22 protein-coding genes and 1 pseudogene are annotated in these 18,655 nt (G+C 43.4%); 15 read left to right on the top strand and 8 right to left on the bottom strand.

Features of this window, described 5'->3' with window-relative positions:
• The first annotated feature begins 16 nt into the window (after positions 1 to 16).
• The 6 genes and pseudogenes from C2747_RS08535 (at position 17) to C2747_RS08515 (ending at position 5,668) form a co-directional block, all read left to right on the top strand.
• Complete coding sequence (locus C2747_RS08535; protein ID WP_215331255.1) at positions 17 to 820, top strand: SDR family NAD(P)-dependent oxidoreductase; 804 nt, start codon at positions 17 to 19, stop codon at positions 818 to 820.
• 129 nt (positions 821 to 949) lie between these two features.
• Positions 950 to 1,963 (top strand): TRAP transporter substrate-binding protein, encoded by a 1,014-nt coding sequence (locus C2747_RS08530; RefSeq protein ID WP_215331253.1) that lies wholly within the window; start codon positions 950 to 952, stop codon positions 1,961 to 1,963.
• A 14-nt stretch (positions 1,964 to 1,977) separates the two neighbouring features.
• Positions 1,978 to 3,831, top strand: a complete 1,854-nt coding sequence (locus C2747_RS08525) for a TRAP transporter large permease (protein WP_215331252.1) — start codon at positions 1,978 to 1,980, stop codon at positions 3,829 to 3,831.
• A 128-nt stretch (positions 3,832 to 3,959) separates the two neighbouring features.
• Positions 3,960 to 4,140: pseudogene (locus C2747_RS10655) on the top strand (transposase); the annotation flags it as partial.
• A 104-nt stretch (positions 4,141 to 4,244) separates the two neighbouring features.
• Positions 4,245 to 5,096: an IS3 family transposase gene (locus C2747_RS08520; protein WP_433915495.1), complete on the top strand. Its 852-nt coding sequence runs from the start codon at positions 4,245 to 4,247 to the stop codon at positions 5,094 to 5,096.
• 284 nt (positions 5,097 to 5,380) lie between these two features.
• Complete coding sequence (locus tag C2747_RS08515; protein ID WP_251374742.1) at positions 5,381 to 5,668, top strand: cupin domain-containing protein; 288 nt, start codon at positions 5,381 to 5,383, stop codon at positions 5,666 to 5,668.
• 35 nt (positions 5,669 to 5,703) lie between these two features.
• Here C2747_RS08515 and C2747_RS08510 read toward each other — a convergent pair whose 3' ends face one another.
• Positions 5,704 to 6,336, bottom strand: a complete 633-nt coding sequence (locus C2747_RS08510) for a class I SAM-dependent methyltransferase (protein ID WP_215331250.1) — start codon at positions 6,334 to 6,336, stop codon at positions 5,704 to 5,706.
• A gap of 48 nt (positions 6,337 to 6,384) precedes the next feature.
• Positions 6,385 to 6,951 carry a YceI family protein gene (locus C2747_RS08505; RefSeq protein WP_215331248.1) on the bottom strand — a complete coding sequence of 189 codons (567 nt, stop codon included), beginning with the start codon at positions 6,949 to 6,951 and terminating at the stop codon, positions 6,385 to 6,387.
• A 221-nt stretch (positions 6,952 to 7,172) separates the two neighbouring features.
• Here C2747_RS08505 and C2747_RS08500 point away from each other — a divergent pair, with 221 nt between their 5' ends.
• Together C2747_RS08500 and C2747_RS08495 are read left to right on the top strand one after the other, a co-directional pair.
• Positions 7,173 to 7,373 carry a hypothetical protein gene (locus tag C2747_RS08500; protein ID WP_215331246.1) on the top strand — a complete coding sequence of 67 codons (201 nt, stop codon included), beginning with the start codon at positions 7,173 to 7,175 and terminating at the stop codon, positions 7,371 to 7,373.
• A 39-nt stretch (positions 7,374 to 7,412) separates the two neighbouring features.
• Positions 7,413 to 7,793 carry a VOC family protein gene (locus tag C2747_RS08495; RefSeq protein ID WP_215327845.1) on the top strand — a complete coding sequence of 127 codons (381 nt, stop codon included), beginning with the start codon at positions 7,413 to 7,415 and terminating at the stop codon, positions 7,791 to 7,793.
• A gap of 8 nt (positions 7,794 to 7,801) precedes the next feature.
• Here the strand turns inward: C2747_RS08495 and C2747_RS08490 are convergent, their stop codons facing one another.
• The 4 genes from C2747_RS08490 to C2747_RS08475 all read right to left on the bottom strand — a co-directional run bounded on the left by C2747_RS08490 (position 7,802) and on the right by C2747_RS08475 (position 10,913).
• A complete protein-coding gene (locus C2747_RS08490; protein ID WP_215331244.1) occupies positions 7,802 to 9,352 on the bottom strand; it encodes a cryptochrome/deoxyribodipyrimidine photo-lyase family protein in 1,551 nt (516 codons plus the stop codon).
• A gap of 145 nt (positions 9,353 to 9,497) precedes the next feature.
• Positions 9,498 to 9,851 (bottom strand): HNH endonuclease family protein, encoded by a 354-nt coding sequence (locus tag C2747_RS08485; RefSeq protein ID WP_215331242.1) that lies wholly within the window; start codon positions 9,849 to 9,851, stop codon positions 9,498 to 9,500.
• A 32-nt stretch (positions 9,852 to 9,883) separates the two neighbouring features.
• Positions 9,884 to 10,291, bottom strand: coding sequence for a DUF4149 domain-containing protein (locus C2747_RS08480; RefSeq protein WP_285896669.1), 408 nt, complete (start codon positions 10,289 to 10,291; stop codon positions 9,884 to 9,886).
• Positions 10,292 to 10,589: 298 nt separating this feature from the next.
• On the bottom strand, positions 10,590 to 10,913 hold the full coding sequence (locus C2747_RS08475; protein WP_215331238.1) for a hypothetical protein: 324 nt from the start codon (positions 10,911 to 10,913) through the stop codon (positions 10,590 to 10,592).
• A gap of 609 nt (positions 10,914 to 11,522) precedes the next feature.
• Between C2747_RS08475 and C2747_RS08470 the strand changes: the two genes are divergently transcribed.
• The 3 genes from C2747_RS08470 (at position 11,523) to C2747_RS08460 (ending at position 13,260) form a co-directional block, all read left to right on the top strand.
• Positions 11,523 to 12,086 carry a demethoxyubiquinone hydroxylase family protein gene (locus C2747_RS08470; protein WP_251374741.1) on the top strand — a complete coding sequence of 188 codons (564 nt, stop codon included), beginning with the start codon at positions 11,523 to 11,525 and terminating at the stop codon, positions 12,084 to 12,086.
• A 41-nt stretch (positions 12,087 to 12,127) separates the two neighbouring features.
• Positions 12,128 to 12,736: a DsbA family oxidoreductase gene (locus tag C2747_RS08465; protein ID WP_215331236.1), complete on the top strand. Its 609-nt coding sequence runs from the start codon at positions 12,128 to 12,130 to the stop codon at positions 12,734 to 12,736.
• A gap of 104 nt (positions 12,737 to 12,840) precedes the next feature.
• Complete coding sequence (locus tag C2747_RS08460) at positions 12,841 to 13,260, top strand: CHRD domain-containing protein (protein WP_215331234.1); 420 nt, start codon at positions 12,841 to 12,843, stop codon at positions 13,258 to 13,260.
• Between the two features lie 158 nt (positions 13,261 to 13,418).
• Here the strand turns inward: C2747_RS08460 and C2747_RS08455 are convergent, their stop codons facing one another.
• Positions 13,419 to 13,643 carry a hypothetical protein gene (locus tag C2747_RS08455; RefSeq protein ID WP_215331232.1) on the bottom strand — a complete coding sequence of 75 codons (225 nt, stop codon included), beginning with the start codon at positions 13,641 to 13,643 and terminating at the stop codon, positions 13,419 to 13,421.
• Between the two features lie 63 nt (positions 13,644 to 13,706).
• Positions 13,707 to 14,363, bottom strand: coding sequence for a DsbA family oxidoreductase (locus tag C2747_RS08450; RefSeq protein WP_215331230.1), 657 nt, complete (start codon positions 14,361 to 14,363; stop codon positions 13,707 to 13,709).
• 141 nt (positions 14,364 to 14,504) lie between these two features.
• Here C2747_RS08450 and C2747_RS08445 point away from each other — a divergent pair, with 141 nt between their 5' ends.
• The 4 genes from C2747_RS08445 to leuD all read left to right on the top strand — a co-directional run bounded on the left by C2747_RS08445 (position 14,505) and on the right by leuD (position 18,593).
• Positions 14,505 to 15,482: a DUF6282 family protein gene (locus C2747_RS08445; protein ID WP_215331228.1), complete on the top strand. Its 978-nt coding sequence runs from the start codon at positions 14,505 to 14,507 to the stop codon at positions 15,480 to 15,482.
• A gap of 156 nt (positions 15,483 to 15,638) precedes the next feature.
• Entirely contained in the window at positions 15,639 to 16,538 is a 900-nt protein-coding gene (locus tag C2747_RS08440) for an alpha/beta fold hydrolase (RefSeq protein WP_215333141.1), read from the top strand.
• Entirely contained in the window at positions 16,538 to 17,959 is a 1,422-nt protein-coding gene (leuC, locus tag C2747_RS08435) for a 3-isopropylmalate dehydratase large subunit (protein WP_215331226.1), read from the top strand. Before C2747_RS08440 ends, leuC begins: the two co-directional genes overlap by 1 nt.
• Positions 17,952 to 18,593 carry a 3-isopropylmalate dehydratase small subunit gene (leuD, locus tag C2747_RS08430; protein WP_215331224.1) on the top strand — a complete coding sequence of 214 codons (642 nt, stop codon included), beginning with the start codon at positions 17,952 to 17,954 and terminating at the stop codon, positions 18,591 to 18,593. Before leuC ends, leuD begins: the two co-directional genes overlap by 8 nt.
• Positions 18,594 to 18,655 lie beyond the last annotated feature (62 nt).

Below are 18,655 nucleotides of genomic sequence, written 5' to 3'. Positions count from 1 at the left end.
GAAAGATTAATAGTCAATGAATACAAAACATTCAATACGGGATCGCGTTGCAGTTGTCACGGGTGGTGCACGTGGTATTGGTCTGGCAATAGGACAATGGTTTTTAAATCATGGTTATCGGGTTGCACTCCTAGATATCGATAAAGACACACTTGATTTCACCATGAAAACATTTGGTGGATCTGTTGATGTGATTGGCATTCATTGCGATGTATCTAAACCACAAGAGGTGGATGGTGCCGCTGAGAAAGTAATTTCTGCGTTTGGTAATGTCAATGCCTTGGTCAATAACGCTGGAGTAGCTGTATTTAAGCCTGCATTTGAAACCTCTTATGAAGAATGGCGCACCGTCCTCGATACCAACTTAGATGGTGCTTTCATTTGCTCCCAAGTATTTGGCCGATTGATTGTAGAGCAAGGCGGCGGTGCGATTGTGAATATTGCTTCCATTTCTGGTTTGAGGGCCAGCACTCTGCGGGTTGCATACGGCACAAGTAAAGCTGCCCTTATTCAATTGACCAAGCAATATGCAGTCGAGTTAGGAAACTCCAATGTGCGTGTGAATGTGATTGCACCCGGTCCAGTCGATACAGAAATGGCAAAGTTAGTTCATAGTGTGGCGATTCGCTCAGACTATTACGATACGATCCCATTGGGCCGTTACGGCACCCCTGAAGAGATGGCCAATACCGTTGGGTTCTTATGTAGCGATGAGGCAACCTTCATTAATGGCCAGGTGCTGGCCGTAGATGGTGGATTTGAGGCGACAGGCGTTGGATTGCCGACGCTGCGCCGCAATAATGAGGTCCCTAAGTCTTGACGATCTGCTGGTTTTCCCTTGATTGATGGGGTTTTATTAAAATAAACGTTATATTAAAGACCAAAATAAAAGCCTACTTGATGGGCTGTTTCACCCAAAAAGAATTGAAATTTATCTAATGGAGACAGTATGACGTTTACAAGACGAGACTTTATTAAGCATGCTGGTATTGCAGCGCTTCCTTTGGTAGCGGGTAATACCTTTGCACAGAGTGCAGAATTTAATATGAAGTTTGGTAGTAACTTGCCAGCTACTCATCCGCTCAATATCCATGCCTACAAGATGGCATCGAAAATCAAACTCGAGACAAAGGGGCGTGTAGATATTCAGGTATTCCCATATAACCAGCTGGGAAATGACACCGATATGCTGTCACAGTTACGATCTGGTGCCCTCGATTTCATGACGCTATCACCCTTAATCTTGGGTTCATTGGTTCCTCAAGCGCAGATCAACGGCGTTGGTTTTGCATTTAAAGATTACAAGCAAGTTTGGGCTGCAATGGATGGTGAGCTAGGCGCTTATGTTCGTCGTCAAATTGCGAACACTGGTACGATTTTTGCTTTCGACAAGATTTGGGATAACGGCTATCGTGAAGTGACCAATAGTGTGCGCCCGATTAATAAACCTGATGCTCTAAAAGGTATTAAGCTGCGTACGCCTCCTGGTCTAATGTGGGTATCTTTGTTTAAAGCCCTGGGCGCGGCACCAACCCCATTGAATTTTGCGGAGGTATATTCTGCATTGCAATCTAAAGTGGTTGATGGACAAGAAAATCCTTTGGCAATTATTTATACGGCTAAGTTATATGAGGTTCAAAAATACTGCTCTATGACTAACCATATGTGGGACGGTTACTGGTTCATGGGCAACAAAAAATTGTTTGAACAGCTGCCACCAGATTTGCAAGCTATTGTTACTCGTAACGTTGCTGAATCAGCAATCTTACAAAGAGCTGACGTGCGAAAGATGAATGATGGGTTACAGGCTGAACTAAAGGCAAAAGGAATGGCAGTCAATGACACCAATCCAGATCCATTTCGTGAGAAGTTAAGACAGGCTGGATTCTACTCCGAGTGGAAAGCTAAGTTTGGTGATGAGGCTTGGTCCTTGCTTGAGAAATATACGGGCAAGTTAGCGTGAGTTCACCAGCTTTCATGAACGAGGCCCCTTTTAAGGGGCCTTTCGGTAAATATGCTTCATGGCTTGAAACAATCGTTGCTACTTTAGTGGAGTGGGTGGCGGCTTGCTTAGTCTTGGCTTGTATTGGAATACTATTTTCTGGGGTGGTGGGTAGGTATGTTTTGAACTCACCACTTGTCTGGTCTGATGAACTGGCTTCTATTCTGTTTCTATGGCTGGCCATGATTGGATCGGTTATCGCCTTAAAGCGTGGTGAGCATATGCGCATGACAGCTTGGATTAGTAAGCTGAGTGATCAAAAGAAAATGTACTTTGAGTCGACTGGATTATTGGCTTGTCTACTCTATTTAGCAATCATCCTGAGGCCTGCATATCATTTTGCACTCGATGAGTTGATTGTCACTACACCTTCCTTAGAGATTTCGAATTTATGGCGTGCTGCCGCCCTACCAAGCGGTGTGATTCTGATGATGTTTTTTTGTTTATTTCGACTTGCCAGAATCGCCACTCTTAAAGTGATGATTTTAAGTATTTCGTCCTTGTCAGTTGCCTTTGCTATTTTATATATTTGTTCCCCAACATTTGCAGGTCTCGGTAAATATAACCTACTGATCTTTTTTGTGGGAGTTGCAGGCTTTAGTATTTTTGCTGGAGTGCCGATTGCCTTTGCATTTGGGCTAGGTACTGTAGCGTATTTAGGTTTGAGCACGCATATGCCAATATCTGTTGTGATTGGTCGTATGGATGAGGCCATGTCTCATATGGTCTTATTAGCGGTGCCCCTGTTTGTATTCCTTGGGCTTTTGATGGAAATGACTGGTATGGCAAGAGCCATGATTGCCTTTCTTGCATCATTACTTGGACACGTTCGCGGCGGCCTTTCTTATGTATTAGTGGGTGCTATGTATTTAGTCTCTGGTATTTCCGGATCAAAGGCTGCCGATATGGCTGCGATTGCACCAGCTCTATTCCCAGAAATGAAAAAGACTACACCTCCAGGTGAGTTGGTTGCCCTGTTAGCCGCTACTGGAGCGCAAACAGAAACAATCCCGCCAAGCTTGGTGCTAATTACGATTGGTTCAGTTACTGGTGTTTCCATTGCCGCCCTATTTACAGGAGGTATGTTGCCTGCACTAATATTGGCATTTATTTTGTGTATCTTGGTGTGGTGGCGTAATCGTCATGTGCAGATTACACAGATAGCCCGCCCAAAACCTGCCGAAGTATTCAAACTTTGTTTAGTCGCATTTCCTGCGCTGGCGCTACCGTTTGTTATTCGTGCTGCAGTAGTGGAGGGTGTTGCGACTGCAACTGAGGTATCAACAATTGGCATCGTCTATGGTGTGATTTGCGGCGTTTTGATCTATCGTCAATTCGATATCAAGCGTATCGTACCCATGTTGATTGATACGGCATCTTTGTCTGGCGCCATTTTGTTGATCATTGGTGCCGCAACTGGAATGGCTTGGGGGCTTACTCAGTCCGGCTTCTCGCAAGTAGTGGCTCAGATCATGGCGGACCTAAATGGCGGCCCTCATTTATTTCTGCTCATTTCAATCATCGTATTTGTGATTCTGGGATCGGTACTCGAGGGTATTCCAGCGATTGTTTTATTTGGACCGCTTCTATTCCCAGTAGCTCGTCAGCTTGGCATTAATGATGTGCATTATTCCATGGTGGTAATTCTATCGATGGGTATTGGTCTCTTTGCGCCACCTTTGGGGGTTGGCTATTACGCGGCCTGTGCAATCGGCAAGGTCAATCCTGATGAAGGCGTTAAGCCTATCATTGGTTATCTTATTGCTTTAGTCATTGGCACTTTAATTGTTGCATTTGTGCCTTGGATTTCAACTGGGTTCTTGTCTTGATCTGATTGTGTAGTGCTACCTTCTAATAAAAAACCAACTCTAGCATTTGTAGTATCCCCTTAGATTCGTACATTTAAAAAGTTGAGTTTTCTGTTGTTTATGGCAGTATTTACAACAGGAGAATCAATATGAAGAAGTCACGATTTACAGAGACCCAAATTGTTGGGATTTTGAAGGAAGCTGAGAGTGGCATAGCGATGGCAGACATATTGCGCACGCATGGCATTAGCGGCGCTACCTTTTATAAGTGGCGATCCAAATACGGCGGCCTAGAAGCTTCTGAACTGAAACGCGTTAAGGAGCTAGAACAGCAGCTATCAGAATATAAAACGATGGTGGCTGAACTGACCCACGATAACCGAGCGCTCAAGAACTTAATCGAAAAAAAGCTCTAGCGCCAACCGGTAAAAGAGATGCAGTCGATTACCTGGTTGGCGAAGAAGCGGTACCCATTACACGGGCTTGCGCTCATTTGGGGCTGGAGAGAATCATCGTATTACGAGCGCCCAAGGAGCAAAGCTAAAGCCGATGAGCCTGTCATTGAAGTACTTAATCAAGTGGTTTCCAAGAATGGGCGCTGGGGTTTTAGGCTCTGTTTTGATTGGGTGCGCAATCAGGGTTACGAGTGGAATCACAAGCGGGTATGGCGTATTACGACCAAAGGAAGTCCCTTTAGGGACAAGGAGATGGGCTTGAACTTACCCAGAAGAACTAAGAAGCGCATCCCCAAGATGCCCAGAGTTCCGCTCATTGCCCCGACCGAAGCCAACTCGATGTGGGCCTTAGATTTTATGTACGACACCTTGCATTACGGCCGGCCTTTTAGGACCCTGAACGTCATTGACGAATCCAACCGTGAGATCTTGGCTATTGAAATTGATATTAGTTTGCCAGCAGCCAGAGTAGTCAGAACATTGGAGCATCTGGAAGAGATCCATGGTTTACCTCAGGCGATACGTCTGGACAACGGGAGTGAACTGCGGTCTGCCATCTTTATGGGCTGGTGTGAAGCTAAAGGCATTGAACTGAAATTTATCCAGCCAGGAAAGCCTCAACAAAATGCATTTATTGAACGCTTTAATAAAACCTACCGTCATGAAGTACTCAACGCGTATTTATTTGAAAACCTCAGGGAGGTGCGTGAAATAACAGAAAACTGGATCACGATTTACAACGAAGAAAGACCACACAGCTCTCTTGGCAGAATATCGCCTAGGGACTATCGAGCAAAGGCAGAAAACAACACTTTAGGAATGTCGGATTGACGGGGGATACTACAATCATTAATTAGCTTTTGGAGGCGAGCTTATTTATTGACAACTTTTCTCTAGCAAAAACCTCATAACAGCGCGCGACTAGACGGCACCCATCTAAGTCGAGCATCAATATGATGAAGGTATAGTTTAGGGAGTGGTGAAAGCTACACAAACCGGAATTCTTTAGCCCAAGGTTTAAGTCCTGCTGGGCCTACCAGAAATGAAAATGCCAACCCTCGGTTTGGTATATTTTTTTACTTTTATTTAGAATCTGTTTTAAGGTTAATAGATAAATGCCTATTGATCGCACCACTTTTGAAACCCTATTAAAAGAAGAAGGATTTCCTGAGCCTGTATTAGTTGAGTGTGAAGCTGGTGGGCTAGGCCCGCATTGCCATGATTTTGAGCCCATGGCTCTTGTTCTTGATGGAGAAATAGCGATTCAGATTAATGGAAAAACGACTATCTATCGATCTGGGGATGTCTTTCATTTAGAGCCGAATCAATTACATTCTGAGCGTTATGGCGTAGAAGGTGTGCGCTACTTGGCCAGCCGAAAAAGATTAAAGCGATTGGATTAGTTGCTGCAAGCTAGTCTTGGGTTTATAAGTCCGAATTATTTTTTCCAAACGCTTGCTAACCATGACTGTTGTTCAATAGGCAGTCCACTTGGCCTATAGTAGTGTTCAATTTCAGTGAACTGTGCATGGGTCATAAAAGATCTCCAAGTTGCTAGATCGTGATAAGAGCCAAAGCGATCCCCGCACCAGCTTTCTTGGTTGTTACCGCGAGGATTCGAGCTAAAAAGAATGCCATTCGGTTTTAAGCATGCCCATAAATTACTTAGCACCATAGGCAATAGCTTATTAGGAATATGAAATAGCGAAGCATTGGCAAAGATACCGTCAAATGTATTATCTGGCAAAGATAATCTGAAAAAATCCTGGACTAAGATTTCGCAACCACTTTTAGTTTTGGCTATTTGAGCGGCTTGTTGACTACCTTCAAGCCCAATAGCGACATGACCAAGCTTGGTAAAGGTTTGAAGATCTCTTCCTGGGCCACATCCAAAATCAAGAATATGAAACGGCGGCTCAGTCTTGATTGCTCTTAATAGAGCATCAATATTTTGACTGACATCATGATTTTTTGTACCCTCATCATAAGAAACAGCATTTTGATCATAATGCGCAATGGTTTTTTGTGAGATTAAAGCAGATTCATTTGCGAGATTTTTTAATGAAGACATAGTGAGTTGCTAGAAATATCGCTGTTAGAGTTGATGCTTAAATTAAGACTATTCTTTTGACGCCTCGATTACTATGCTTAAGCTTATCTCGTCGCCAACAAATGGAACATATTTTCCTAAATCAAATTCTGAGCGACTTAACTTCGCGCTTGCGTTGGCCCCACACATATATTTAAAGGTAATAAAGTTACGGCTACAGGCAAAGTTGCTTACATCAAGATTAATGAGCTTGGTGATACCTTTGATGGTTAGCTCGCCTGCTAGCGATGTAATGGATTGATTATCAAATATAAGCTTATTAGAAGTGAATTTAGCTACAGGAAACTTTTCTGAATAAAAGTAATCTTCGGTTCTCAGTAGCTTATTAAAGGTATCAGAGCCTGTGCTGACTGAGCCGGTCTCAATTGCAATATTTATAGTGCCGCCATCCATTTGATCATTGAGTGTAATGGTGCCATTCACCTTATCAAAACGACTAGTTTGAATTGAATAACCCAAATGTTTGTAGCTAAAGCTAACAAAGGTGTGCTCAGGATCAGTAATATAAACTTCTGCTGCTTGGACTGAAGAGGTTACTAAGGCCAGGAAAAGGGCATTTATATAAAAAAAGTTCATTAGACATTTTAGGTGTTCATATGAGTATCCGCTAAAAAAACGTCGCTATCCCTCACTGTAGGCATAAATTCCATGTTTTTTGGTATTTCCGTCAACCAAAGCATCAATGCAATTTTCAAAAGATAGGCAACTGCGAGCATAAAATCAATTTATATGAGTTAATGCACTTAATGCTTATTCCAAGCGCAATACTGATACCACTAAAGTAAAAATCGCTAGCAATGCCTCTCCGAAATTCACCAAGTCAAATACGAGACTTAGATGATCTAAGTCAATTGAGTAATATTGTTTCTGACAAGCGCAGGGGTCAACGCTCATTAGCTAAGAAGTCAAGGCGTAATCGACATTACGAAAAGCAATTTATTCGTAATACCGTTCTGCGTGCACCTATCAATCTATCTGAAGAGCAGATGGATTCTTAAGCGGTATTTGTATAGTTAATTAAATCAATAGGGAGAACTATGTTCAGTCACATCATGCTAGGCGCAAATGATTTAGAGGTTTCGAGGGGCTTCTATGATGCTGCTCTAGGAGCTTTGGGTATAAAGGCTGGGAGCTTTAGTCATGACAAATACTTTTATCGCGGTCCCGGTGGTGTCTTTGCAATTACCAAGCCTATCGATGGTAATGAAGCGACCCATGCCAATGGCGGCACAATTGGTTTTAGTGCTAAATCAATGGCTGATGTAGATGCATTCCATGCCATCGGCGTTGCTCATGGCGGAACTTCCTGCGAGGGAGACCCAGGCTATCGAGAAGGCGTCGCCGGCACTATTTATATTGCTTGGCTCAGAGATCCTGCTGGTAACAAAATCTGCGCAATGCACAGACCACCAAAATAAGAGCTTATCTAAAACTCCAGAGTAAGTTGTGGACTTGCTTCTGCAGTTTTAACTCTAGAGTTCTTACGGTCAGTCATTTTTGCTCGAGAAGCATGTTTATCAATAACATTTTTTTTCCCAGCCCGAACGTCTGATAAGTTACGCCTAGCATGTAGGCGATCCTTAGATATTTTTGTGGCGATAGCAAGATCCACTATTGGCTGTGGAATATCTTTGCCCACATAAATGCCGATATTATTTTGTTCCTCTTGAGTCATCTGCCATGGCTCAAAAAGCCATATATCCGGTACTTGACGCATGCGAGGAAGCCACTTTCTAACAAAAAAGCCCTTTTGATCATGATCCTGCGCTTGCTTAATCGGGTTATAAACACGCGTCAGATTGATTCCGGTCGTGCCCGATTGCATTTGTAGTTGACTCCAGTGGATTCCGGGCTCGTAGTCCAAAAACTGGGTAGCTAACCAATCTCCTACTGGTTTCCAGTGCAACCACAGTGGATAGGCTGCAACTGAGACCAGCATTGCGCGCATTCTAAAATTCAGCCATCCCGTTTGACGTAGCATGACGACACAGGCGTCCACCATGGGCCAACCCGTCTTGCCATCCTTTAATGCATTAAAGTAGTCATCATTAAATTCATTCTCGCGTAACGCATCATATCCACGGTGCATATTTTGCCACTCGATTTCAGGTTCGCTTTCCAGCTTTTGAATGAAATGACAGTGCCAATATAAGCGACTCATAAAAGCAACTAAGCCTGATTTTCTTCTGCTTGCATCTGGCGACATTTGAAGCAGCTCTTCATTGGTTGCTTGTACCACTTCCCTGATGCTAAGACATCCATAGCTTAGATATACCGATAATCGAGAGCACGCATCTGGCGCTGATAGGGGCGATGAGATCCCGCCTCGGTACCACTTGCTCCTCTGCTTTAAAAAACTATTGAGCGTTTTGAGTGCAAGAGATCTTCCGCCGCGTTGTCTTAGGGGTGGATTATGTTTTAGGTGCGCAGGAGCCTGCATCGACGATGGCGTGAGACGGTGAGCGCTGAGATTCGGTGCAGGCGATGCTTTCCAAAATTGAATCGTCGGAAGTTTACATAAAGGTGCTTCCATATGCTTTTGCCAATGAGCATGCCATTCATTGCGATTTTTTAACCCTCTTGCGACGCCAAACTGGGGATACTCACCCCAATGAATGCCATGAGATTGACACCATTTGCCAACCTCTTGATCTCTGGAATACGTAAATCCATTGCCAGTTTCTTGATGAGAATGCAAACCTTGAAAGGGACTGGATTCCCAAATGTTATTCAGTACTTTAGTGACTTCACCCTCATGAATCTCCAAAGTGCCACCAAGTAAATGCAGTTGGGCATCTAGATCATGAAGACACTCTCGAATGAACTCAAAATGTTGGAGGGCAACATCTGGCTGCATCCATAGCGTAGGCTCAAGCACATAAATGCAGCGAATAGGGCCCAGCTTTGCAGCCTCGACAAGAGCGGCATGGTCCTCACAGCGTAAATCACGCTTAAACCAAACCAGTTGATAACTCATAATTTAGTAGTATTAGAAATTGATTCAGATGAATATCAACTCAAAATTAATCTCTTTGAGATGCAATGTCTCATCATAAAAGCCTTTGGCTAATTTTGCCCAGATAGCAACATTGCTTTGTCATGGCACATGCTGATACAAGGCACTACGCAGACTTTAGCCTTCGACTTTTACGTGTGCGCTCAAAAAAATCATCGGGCTTTGAGCGAACCCACTCAATAAAACCTGCTAAGTCAGCTTGTAGCCTGAGTTGTTCAACAGTATTGTATTGGCGCGCGAGCTCGGTTTCAGTCAAGACAGCATGGATCTGTCGATGGCAAATACGATGTAATACCGCCGTTTGACGACCCCCATGGGACTTAGGAACCAGATGGTGCTCATCTCGTTGAGATTTTGGAACGGCTCTGTCACAAAGTGGGCAAATCAGTAATTCAGATGGTTGATCTGGTGCATTACTCAACCCAAACAGAATCAGTTTTTTCTTAATGCGTCCGGTCATAACACGGGTAGCCTGAGAACCAGGCTTGTTTATTAGGCTGCTAAATCAACAATCACAAATCCTAATGCGACAATATGTGCCAAAGTAATAACCACAGATAAACCATGCAACACTAAGAAACGCTGTTTTAGTTTTGCATCTGTAGCCGCATTAATTGCGGGCATTAAGATTTGACGAGTAGGAATAGTGGATAGGGCAATGAGTGTCAAGATACTGGCACTAAATAGACTGCTCGCTAGAGCCAGTAATGCTGCAATGAGTGATGTGATCACCACAAAAATATAAAAAGAAGGGAAGGCCTTGCGTATTAATGCACGTGCTTCTGCTAGCGGTAAGGATTTAAGTAAAAAAGCAGCAAAGCTCGCAGAAAAAAATAACATGCCTCCAAATAGTAAGGAGGAAGTTAATAAAGCAGATGTGTGGAGAGCGTTTTCAAACAAAGTGTAGCCTCAAGATAAATAGGGTTGTATGCAAACTGGCGTACTGAATGATGCAATTATTAAAACAGTAAAGCATTTTGGTGAATCAATTTGAGCACTGAACTACGCGATGATTTCAGCAGGTAAGTAGAGTGCCAAGCTGATCTTAAAGTTTCTTACTCTTTTTTCTTTTGATTTTTTTCTCGCTCTTTCCGAAGGTCTCGTAATTGCCACCATGCAAATACTAAAACCCCTCCAAACACGAGTACTACTTCAATCAAAATAACACTGCCAAAGTCATCCATTGATTTTCTAAATTCTATGTAGTCATTTTAGGATCTGTGAAGCAGGCTTTCATGGCCTTTAACTCTATAACCTTGAGCCACTCAGGCTTTGCTTTTGGATTCATGACCAACTCATTAACTTGTCGATTTGAAGCCGTTTTAGAAATGAAGTCGGCTTGGCAGCCGCAATAAGCGGTAAAGTCCTCCTCAGTAAGCGCTTTGCCTTTAATGCCTTGATGCTCAGCTACTTGCTCACGAGCACAATTCTTTTGATAGTCCTTAGAGATTGCCTCGGCGTATGACTGGTTAGACACAAGCAAGAAAAAACCTAAGAGTGCAAAACTGCGAAATATAGACATAGTGCTTTTCCTCTAGAGTTGCTTCGATTAAATAGCGGCTATTTTTGGATAGCGCACTAAGGTGAAATTTGGGTTTGGCCACAACCTTGGCTAATCCAAACTTTATAACGAAACACGGTCAAGTGCATTTAGGGTTGTTTAAAAAGGGTTATGAGCCCAATAAATGGTTCAAATGACGCTTGGCATACGCTTTGCGGGCATCAATTAAAGCTAAGACCAAATTATTAAGAAACTGTTTGAACTTTGTCATTTAAGGATCCTTTAGTTATATGCATTAGGGTTAATACTTAGTTAGTATGCGCTCAATTTTTTGATATTGCAGAGCCGTAAAAACCCCTTTGTTAGTAGTTTTAAACATAAAAGCTCTGATAGGTAGAGAATAGTTCATGTCTTCTGACTCGTAATCAGGGTCCTTAAGTCGCTTTTGGGCGACTTCTTTTTTGAAGTGGATACATAGAAAGCACAAGGAACCAAACTAGAGATGCAAAAAGTAAAAAAGCTAGACCCCACCTCCAGATTTGATTTCAGAGATTACATTCCATAGCCAAAAATGAAATTCATACAAAAAATGCGACAGTTTTATGACGAGATAGTCAGTTACATCAGGGCATGTTTAAGATGAGCGCTGTGATTGAGTCTGGCATGGCTCCATACTCTAAATACCTAGAGCAAGAGCTTCGATCTGATCATGCGGGTGAAACAGGCGCTGTCTATATTTATAAAGGAATCATCGCTATTGCAACACTGTTTAAGGATCAGGAGCTCATCTGTTTTGCAAAAGAACATGGAGCTACTGAAGCTGAGCATTTGCAGTTAATAGAGGCTATCTTTGAGAAAAAGTATCGAAGCCGTTTGTTGGGGCCATGGCGGGTAGCGGGATGGCTAACAGGAGCCATACCAGCACTATTTGGCAGAAAAACGGTCTATGCCACTATTGATGCAGTTGAGACATTTGTAGAGCAGCACTACCAAGATCAGATTAATCACCTCAAAATATATGGCGGCCATGAGCAATTACTTGACCTCTTAATCCGTTGCCAAGCCGATGAAATTGATCATAAAAATGAGGCGCGATCAAAGGCCTCCCCTTCACTATCCTTAGCTCTAAGAGCATGGTGCGCTATGGTAGGTAGCGGCTCAGCGGCGGCAGTTGTGCTGGCAAGACGTATATAAAAAATTGATGAATGTAGTGAATTGCTAAAGGTAAAAATACAATGATTCAGATTCAGGTCTGGGCAGATTTTGAATGTCCATACAGTTATTTTCAAACTATTGTTCTTGAAAAAATACAAGCGCAGTATCAAGATAGAGTGGAGATAGTGTGGAGAGCGTTTGAATTAAGTCCAGTAGAAGTCAATATCTCACCGTCGCAATCCTACCTAAGTAACTTCGAGGAGGCTAAGCTAGAGCCAATTGTTGCAGATGAGGGGCTAAAGCTTTTAAGGCCTAAATTTCTGACCTACACATGGCTTGCACAAGAAAGTGTTTATTTTGCCAACCCTCAGGGGCTATCGCTAAAACTAGCTAGGGCACTATTTGATGCATTCTTTTTAGAAAGTCTTGATATCAGCAATGAAGAAGTGGTGATGCAAATTGCTTCCCAGAGTGGAATTGATTGCCAACTATTAAGGCAGGCTCTTGATAGCGGTGAGCTGACTAAGCACGTCATGGCTGATGAACAAGAATTTAAGACCTATGGTTTCCAGGGCTTGCCGGCAATGTTAATCGGCGAGAAAGATTTTTCTCCCAAAAGCTTTATGCCCATCACTGGATATAAAACATTTGATGAATTATCTGCAATTATTCGAAGTCTGAATATCTAAATAGCTCACTGCTTAGGCTATTTTCTTCCATTCCAAGGCTCAACATATTTTATTAACTTAGTTGTGATAGTCTGAATCTAGAAGTTAACTTATAGGAGATATAAATGAAAATTAATCACGTTTTGACTAAAGTTTTTTTGGGATTAAGTATTGGTGTCGCTTCATTAGCCGTTTCGGCTCAATCAATGAAAGTAAATCTCACTGGAGCCCAAGAGGTTCCACCAGTAATGACTTCAGCTTCCGGGGTGGGATCAATTGTGGTTGGTCCGGATGGTTCATTATCGGGAACAATTACCACTAATGGCGTTGAAGGAACAATGGCACATATTCACGAAGGGGCAATGGGTCAAAATGGTCCTGTCATCGTGCCATTTACCAAGACTGCAGATAATGTTTGGTCTGCTGCAGCTGGCGCAAAATTAACCGACGCACAGCTTCAAAGTCTGAAGAGCGGTAATCTTTATCTCAATGTCCATAGCGCTGTAAATAAGCCTGGCGAAATCAGGGCCCAGCTTAAGCCGTAAGGATGCAATCTGTCTTTTGCTTTAAGTTGCTAAGAATTTCCATAACCACCTTCGGGTGGTTTTTTTGAGTGTTGCTTTAGTGACGCTCGCGATAGGGTGCTCCCGCAAATAATGGATTGAGTACCTATACTCATCAATGGTGAAAATCAATCAGCCATCTAGTGCTTTCTGCGTTTTTTCCATGTGTAGGGTTCACCGTTTGGGAATTTACCGCCAGAGATGCCATCCACCCCAAACTTTCCTGCAATTTCAAGGTCATTAAATTTGATCGTCACAAATTCACCTAGTTGCTTAGCCCAATTCATAGCTTCATCAAGAGTATTGAATTCATGAGTTTTCGAATTATGTTCTATCGTTATCACTTCAAGCTCGGCTATGTTCATGGGATTAAGAATGTTTAGCAGTTTCTAGCTTAGCCTGCTTTAGTAGGTTAGGGTTTTTGTCTTTTAGCTTTTTTGAATCAGCTCTTTAAATGCATTTACGAATGACTCGGGAGGCTGGGCTCCTTGCAAAAGATATTGATCATTCAGAATGATTGAAGGAACGGAGCTGATACCTGCATTTGTGTAGGTAGATTCTTCTTCCCGAACTTCTTTAGAAAACTCATTATTTTGGAGTACCTCTTGAGCTCTATCTTTATCTAGGCCAGAACGAGTTACCGCAGCTATCAAATTTTCTTGGTCATCTAAACTCACTGCCAGGCAAAAGTAAGTATTGAGTAATTCTTTTTTGAGGGTTGCTTGCTTCTCCACTCCAAACTCCTGTCCCGCCCAATGTAAAAGACGGTGAGCGTCAAATGTGTTGTAAACCCTTTTCCGTCCCTCTGGATGAAACTCAAATCCTGCCTCTAAAGCTTTGGCTCTTATATTTGCTTGATTGGCTTGGACCTGTTCTAAGGTTAAGCCATATTTTTCGGTGAGATGCTCGATGGCATCCTGACCACCTAAGGGCATCTTAGGGTTGAGCTCAAAGGGTCGAAAATGAACCTCAAAATTTGCTTTATCACTTAATTGGGCAATTGCCAGATTGAGATTGCCTAAGCCTACGGCACACCAAGGGCAAGCAACATCGGATACATAATCAATTTTGATCGTTGGTTTCATGGGATTCATTCTACAGAAGCCAATGTATTGTGAAATGATTTAGAAGGTCAGATACATTGAGTGCCTCCTAAGGGCAACTACTTAAATACGCCCCAATTTATCTGAAGTACAGTAGATGAAAATAATAAAAGGAGACAGTAAATGATTCGTTATACATTCAATACCATTTTGCTCATCTGTACTGCGGGCTTACTAGGGACTGCTACCCCTCTAATGGCGCAAGTTGGATTCCCACCGCCACCCCCGAAAGTGAGCCCAGCTGCTGGAGTAATTGATATGCATGTGCATCCAGATCCTGATGTTTTTGGTAGATCACTGACGGACATTGAGCTTGCAATGATCGCTAAACGTAAGGGCATGCTTGGTTTTGTAATTAAAAATCACGTTGTTACTACTGCAGATAGAGCTGCACTCGTGATGCAGCAAGTTCCGGGTATTGAAGTTTGGGGCGGAATTGTCCTCAATAAATCTGTCGGGGGTGTAAATCCATCTGCAGTGGAGTGGATGCACCGTATGTCAGGCGGTCGCGGCAAAGTGGTATGGCTGCCTACCTTTGACTCCGATAAGCATATTAAGACACTAGTTGATAAAAATAAATCGGGTCTTGTAGTAACTGCTAATGGCAATGTCACGCCAGAGATGGAGGAGGTATTAAAGATCATTGCTAGAGAAAATTTGATCTTAGCAACTGGCCACGTTTCAGCAGAGGAAATTATGGTGGTGGTTAAGCGTGCAAAAGAGTTGGGGGTAAATAATATTTTAATTACCCATGGCTTAACAAATATTCCAGGGCTCAGTATGGAGCAGGCGAAGCAAGTTGCTGCGATGGGTGCAAAGATTGAGATTTGCTATTTGCAGTTTATGACTGGCCCAGATGCTCAATACAAGTGGATGACGCATTGGGAGAAGGTGGATGCCAATACTGTGGCAAAGGCAGTCAAGGAAATCGGTGCAGAGCACTTAGTATTGTCGACTGACCTAGGTCAGCAAGGGATGATGACGCCTCCTGATGGAGTTGAAAATGAGATTGCAGCTGTTAAAGCTGCTGGCGTTTCTCAGTCAGATATTGACACTATGATGAAAAAGAATCCCGCCAAGTTATTGGGGTTGAAACAGTAACTTTTGACTGTGGTTTTAGGGCTTAGGCCTTAGCGGCCTAACTTGTAACAGTAATGCCAACTCTAGGGTTGGCATTTTTTTGTTACATTGAGTTTAAAGAGCCACATGAATCAGCTTAGTATTACTGTAGATCAAATCAATATACGAATGGTACTTATGTCATCAGATGCATTATTTCCTGGATTTCAGGCGCGTGTTTTTGAGGTGAACGGGATTCAAATTGCTGGCCATGTGGGTGGGACTGGCTCACCACTATTGCTGCTGCATGGACATCCCCAAACCCATGCCATTTGGCATAAGGTTGCGCCAGAGCTCATGAAGAGGCACACATTAGTCATGACGGACCTGCGGGGTTATGGCGACTCTTTAAAACCACAGGGTACAAGTGATCATAGTAATTATTCAAAGAGAGAGATGGCACAGGATCAGGTTGAGGTGATGCGCCAACTTGGATTTAATCGTTTTGATGTGCTGGCGCATGATCGGGGTGCGCGAGTCGCACATCGCTTGGCGATGGATCATGCTGCATCAGTCAGAAGCTTGGTCATGCTCGATATTGCTCCCACCCTCTCTATGTATGAAAAAACCAATGATGCATTTGCTAAAGCCTATTGGCACTGGTTCTTTTTAATACAGCCTTCGCCTCTGCCAGAGCGACTCATTGAAGCGGATCCTGCAGCTTATATTCGGGATTTAATGGGAAGGCGCCATGCTGGACTAAAGCCTTTTGATCCTAGGGCTTTAGCTGAATACATGCGCTGTATTGCCTTGCCTGGAGCAGCACATGGGATGTGCGAGGATTACCGCGCTGCAGCTGACATTGATTTGATCCATGATCGCGAAGATATTGCCGCTGGTAGGAAGCTAGAGATGCCTACGATGGTGCTGTGGGGCGCAGACGGAGTGGTTGATAAATGCTTTAAGCCCCTCCAAGAGTGGCAGGCGATTTGTCGAAATGTGATTGGTGAGACTTTGCCTTGTGGGCACTATCTTCCAGAGGAGGCTCCAGAGATTCTGCTGGAAAAAGTGATGCCATTTTTAAATCAGGATAGTTGATGAGCGCTAAAACTCTATATCAAAAATTAGTGGATTCTCATACGGTAGTGAAGTTAGATGAGGAGAATGTGCTCCTTTTCTGCGATTTACATTTGATGAATGAATACACCAGTCCACAAGCATTTTCAGGTCTAGATGAACAAGGTCGTGGAGTACTCATTCCGGGGCAGAGCATCTCTGTTGTGAGTCACATCATCCCAACCCATCATGAAATGCCCAGACAGATTACTGATCCAGCATCTTCATTACAAGCCCTCAATCTGAAGAGAAATTGTGTAAAGCACAACATCCCCCTGTTTGACACTAATCATCCATTACAAGGCATTGAGCATGTCGTATCGCCAGAGCATGGCATGGTACGTCCGGGTATGGTGATCATTTGTGGTGATAGCCATACTACTACCTATGGAGCTTTGGGGGCTCTGGGTTTTGGTATTGGCACATCCGAAGTTGAGCATGTTCTAGCTACGCAAACTTTGGTATATCGCTTAGCTAAAAATATGCACATCAAGATCAATGGCACATTGCCAGCTGGCACCACCTCTAAAGACATGATATTGAACATCATTAGTCAGATTGGAGCTAAGGGTGCAATTGGCTATGTAGTGGAGTTCAGCGGATCCGCACTAATAAATTTAAGTACAGAGGCACGCTTTACTTTATGCAATATGGCAGTGGAGGCAGGTGCTCGAGGAGCCTTAATCGCACCAGATAAAACAGCTATTGATTACGTGCTGGCAAGATGTCCTGATATTACAGGCAAGATGAAAGACCGTGCATTAGCGCACTGGGCAAGTCTATATTCAGATAAAGATGCTCAGTTTGAAAAAGAATATGAATTTGATACAAGTGATATGGCGCCCTTTGTAACTTGGGGTACCAGTCCAGACCAAGCTATTGCCATTAACGCAGCCATCCCAACTAAGGATTCTATTCAAGATCCGATTAATAAGTTAAGTCTTGAGCAAGCATTGAGATATACCCATTTATCTGATGGTCAGACGTTGGAGGGCACACCAATTGACCATGTATTTATCGGCTCTTGCACCAACGGGCGCATTGAAGACTTGCGGAATGTGATTGCCGCAATCGGTGATCGCAAAGTAGCGGCTGGTGTTCGAGCGATGGTTGTACCTGGTTCTGGCGCCGTCAAAGCCCAGGCTGAACAAGAGGGAATTGCCGATAAGCTGATTGCCGCTGGTTTTGAATGGCGCAAGCCCGGTTGCTCTATGTGTCTTGCCATGAATGATGATATTTTAACTTCTGGCACACGCTGTGCTTCCACAACTAATCGTAACTTTGAGGGTCGTCAAGGTAGAGGTGCAATTACCCACTTGATGAGTCCTGCGATGGCAGCTGCTGCTGCAGTTACAGGCAAGATTACGGATGTGCGTAAGTTACAAGGAGCTGCAAATGGATAAGCTATCGAAAATTCATGGGCACGCCGCTGCATTGCGCATTGCTAATTTTGATACTGATCAAGTCATGCCAAAGCAGTTTTTGCGTGGTATCGATAAGTCTGGCTTAGCGCAGGGCTTATTTTATGATCTGCGTTTTGATGAGTATGGAGAGCCGAAGCAAAACTTCTTTTTGAATCAAGCTGCTTATGTAGGAACTGATGTTTTGATTACAGGCCCAAACTATGGCTGTGGCTCAAGTCGCGAGCACGCTGTTTGGGGGATGCAGCAGTTTGGATTTAAGGCGGTCATTGCTTCTAGCTTTGCGGAGATTTTCTACTCCAATGCAATGGGTAATGGTTTATTGCTTGTTGTTCTGCCTGAAGATCAAGTGCAAGCCTTAATGAAGGAGGCTGATGATAAGGGTGCGCCAATCAGTCTGGATATTGATATTGAGAGCCTCACGGTGCGCACTCTTCATCATGAGTTCGCATTTGCCATGTCAGCAAGATATCGCCGCATGTTCCTAGAAGGCTTGGATGTGATTGGCCTGACCCTAAAGTACAAGGTGGAAATCGATGCTTTTGCCCAAGAGCACTGGAATAAGCAACCTTGGGTAAAAGATGTTGCAAGAAAAACGATGGACAGGCTCAGTTGAGATTACACAGCGTCTACTAAAATTGCTTGATATGCTTAGCCATCCTTTTAAATTATCTGAAT

It is taken from the genome of Polynucleobacter corsicus (genome assembly GCF_018688255.1).
In the GTDB taxonomy this organism is placed as follows: Bacteria; Pseudomonadota; Gammaproteobacteria; order Burkholderiales; family Burkholderiaceae; genus Polynucleobacter; species Polynucleobacter corsicus.
Note: the sequence above shows the minus strand (reverse complement) of the source record. Positions and strands in the feature narration are given on the sequence as shown.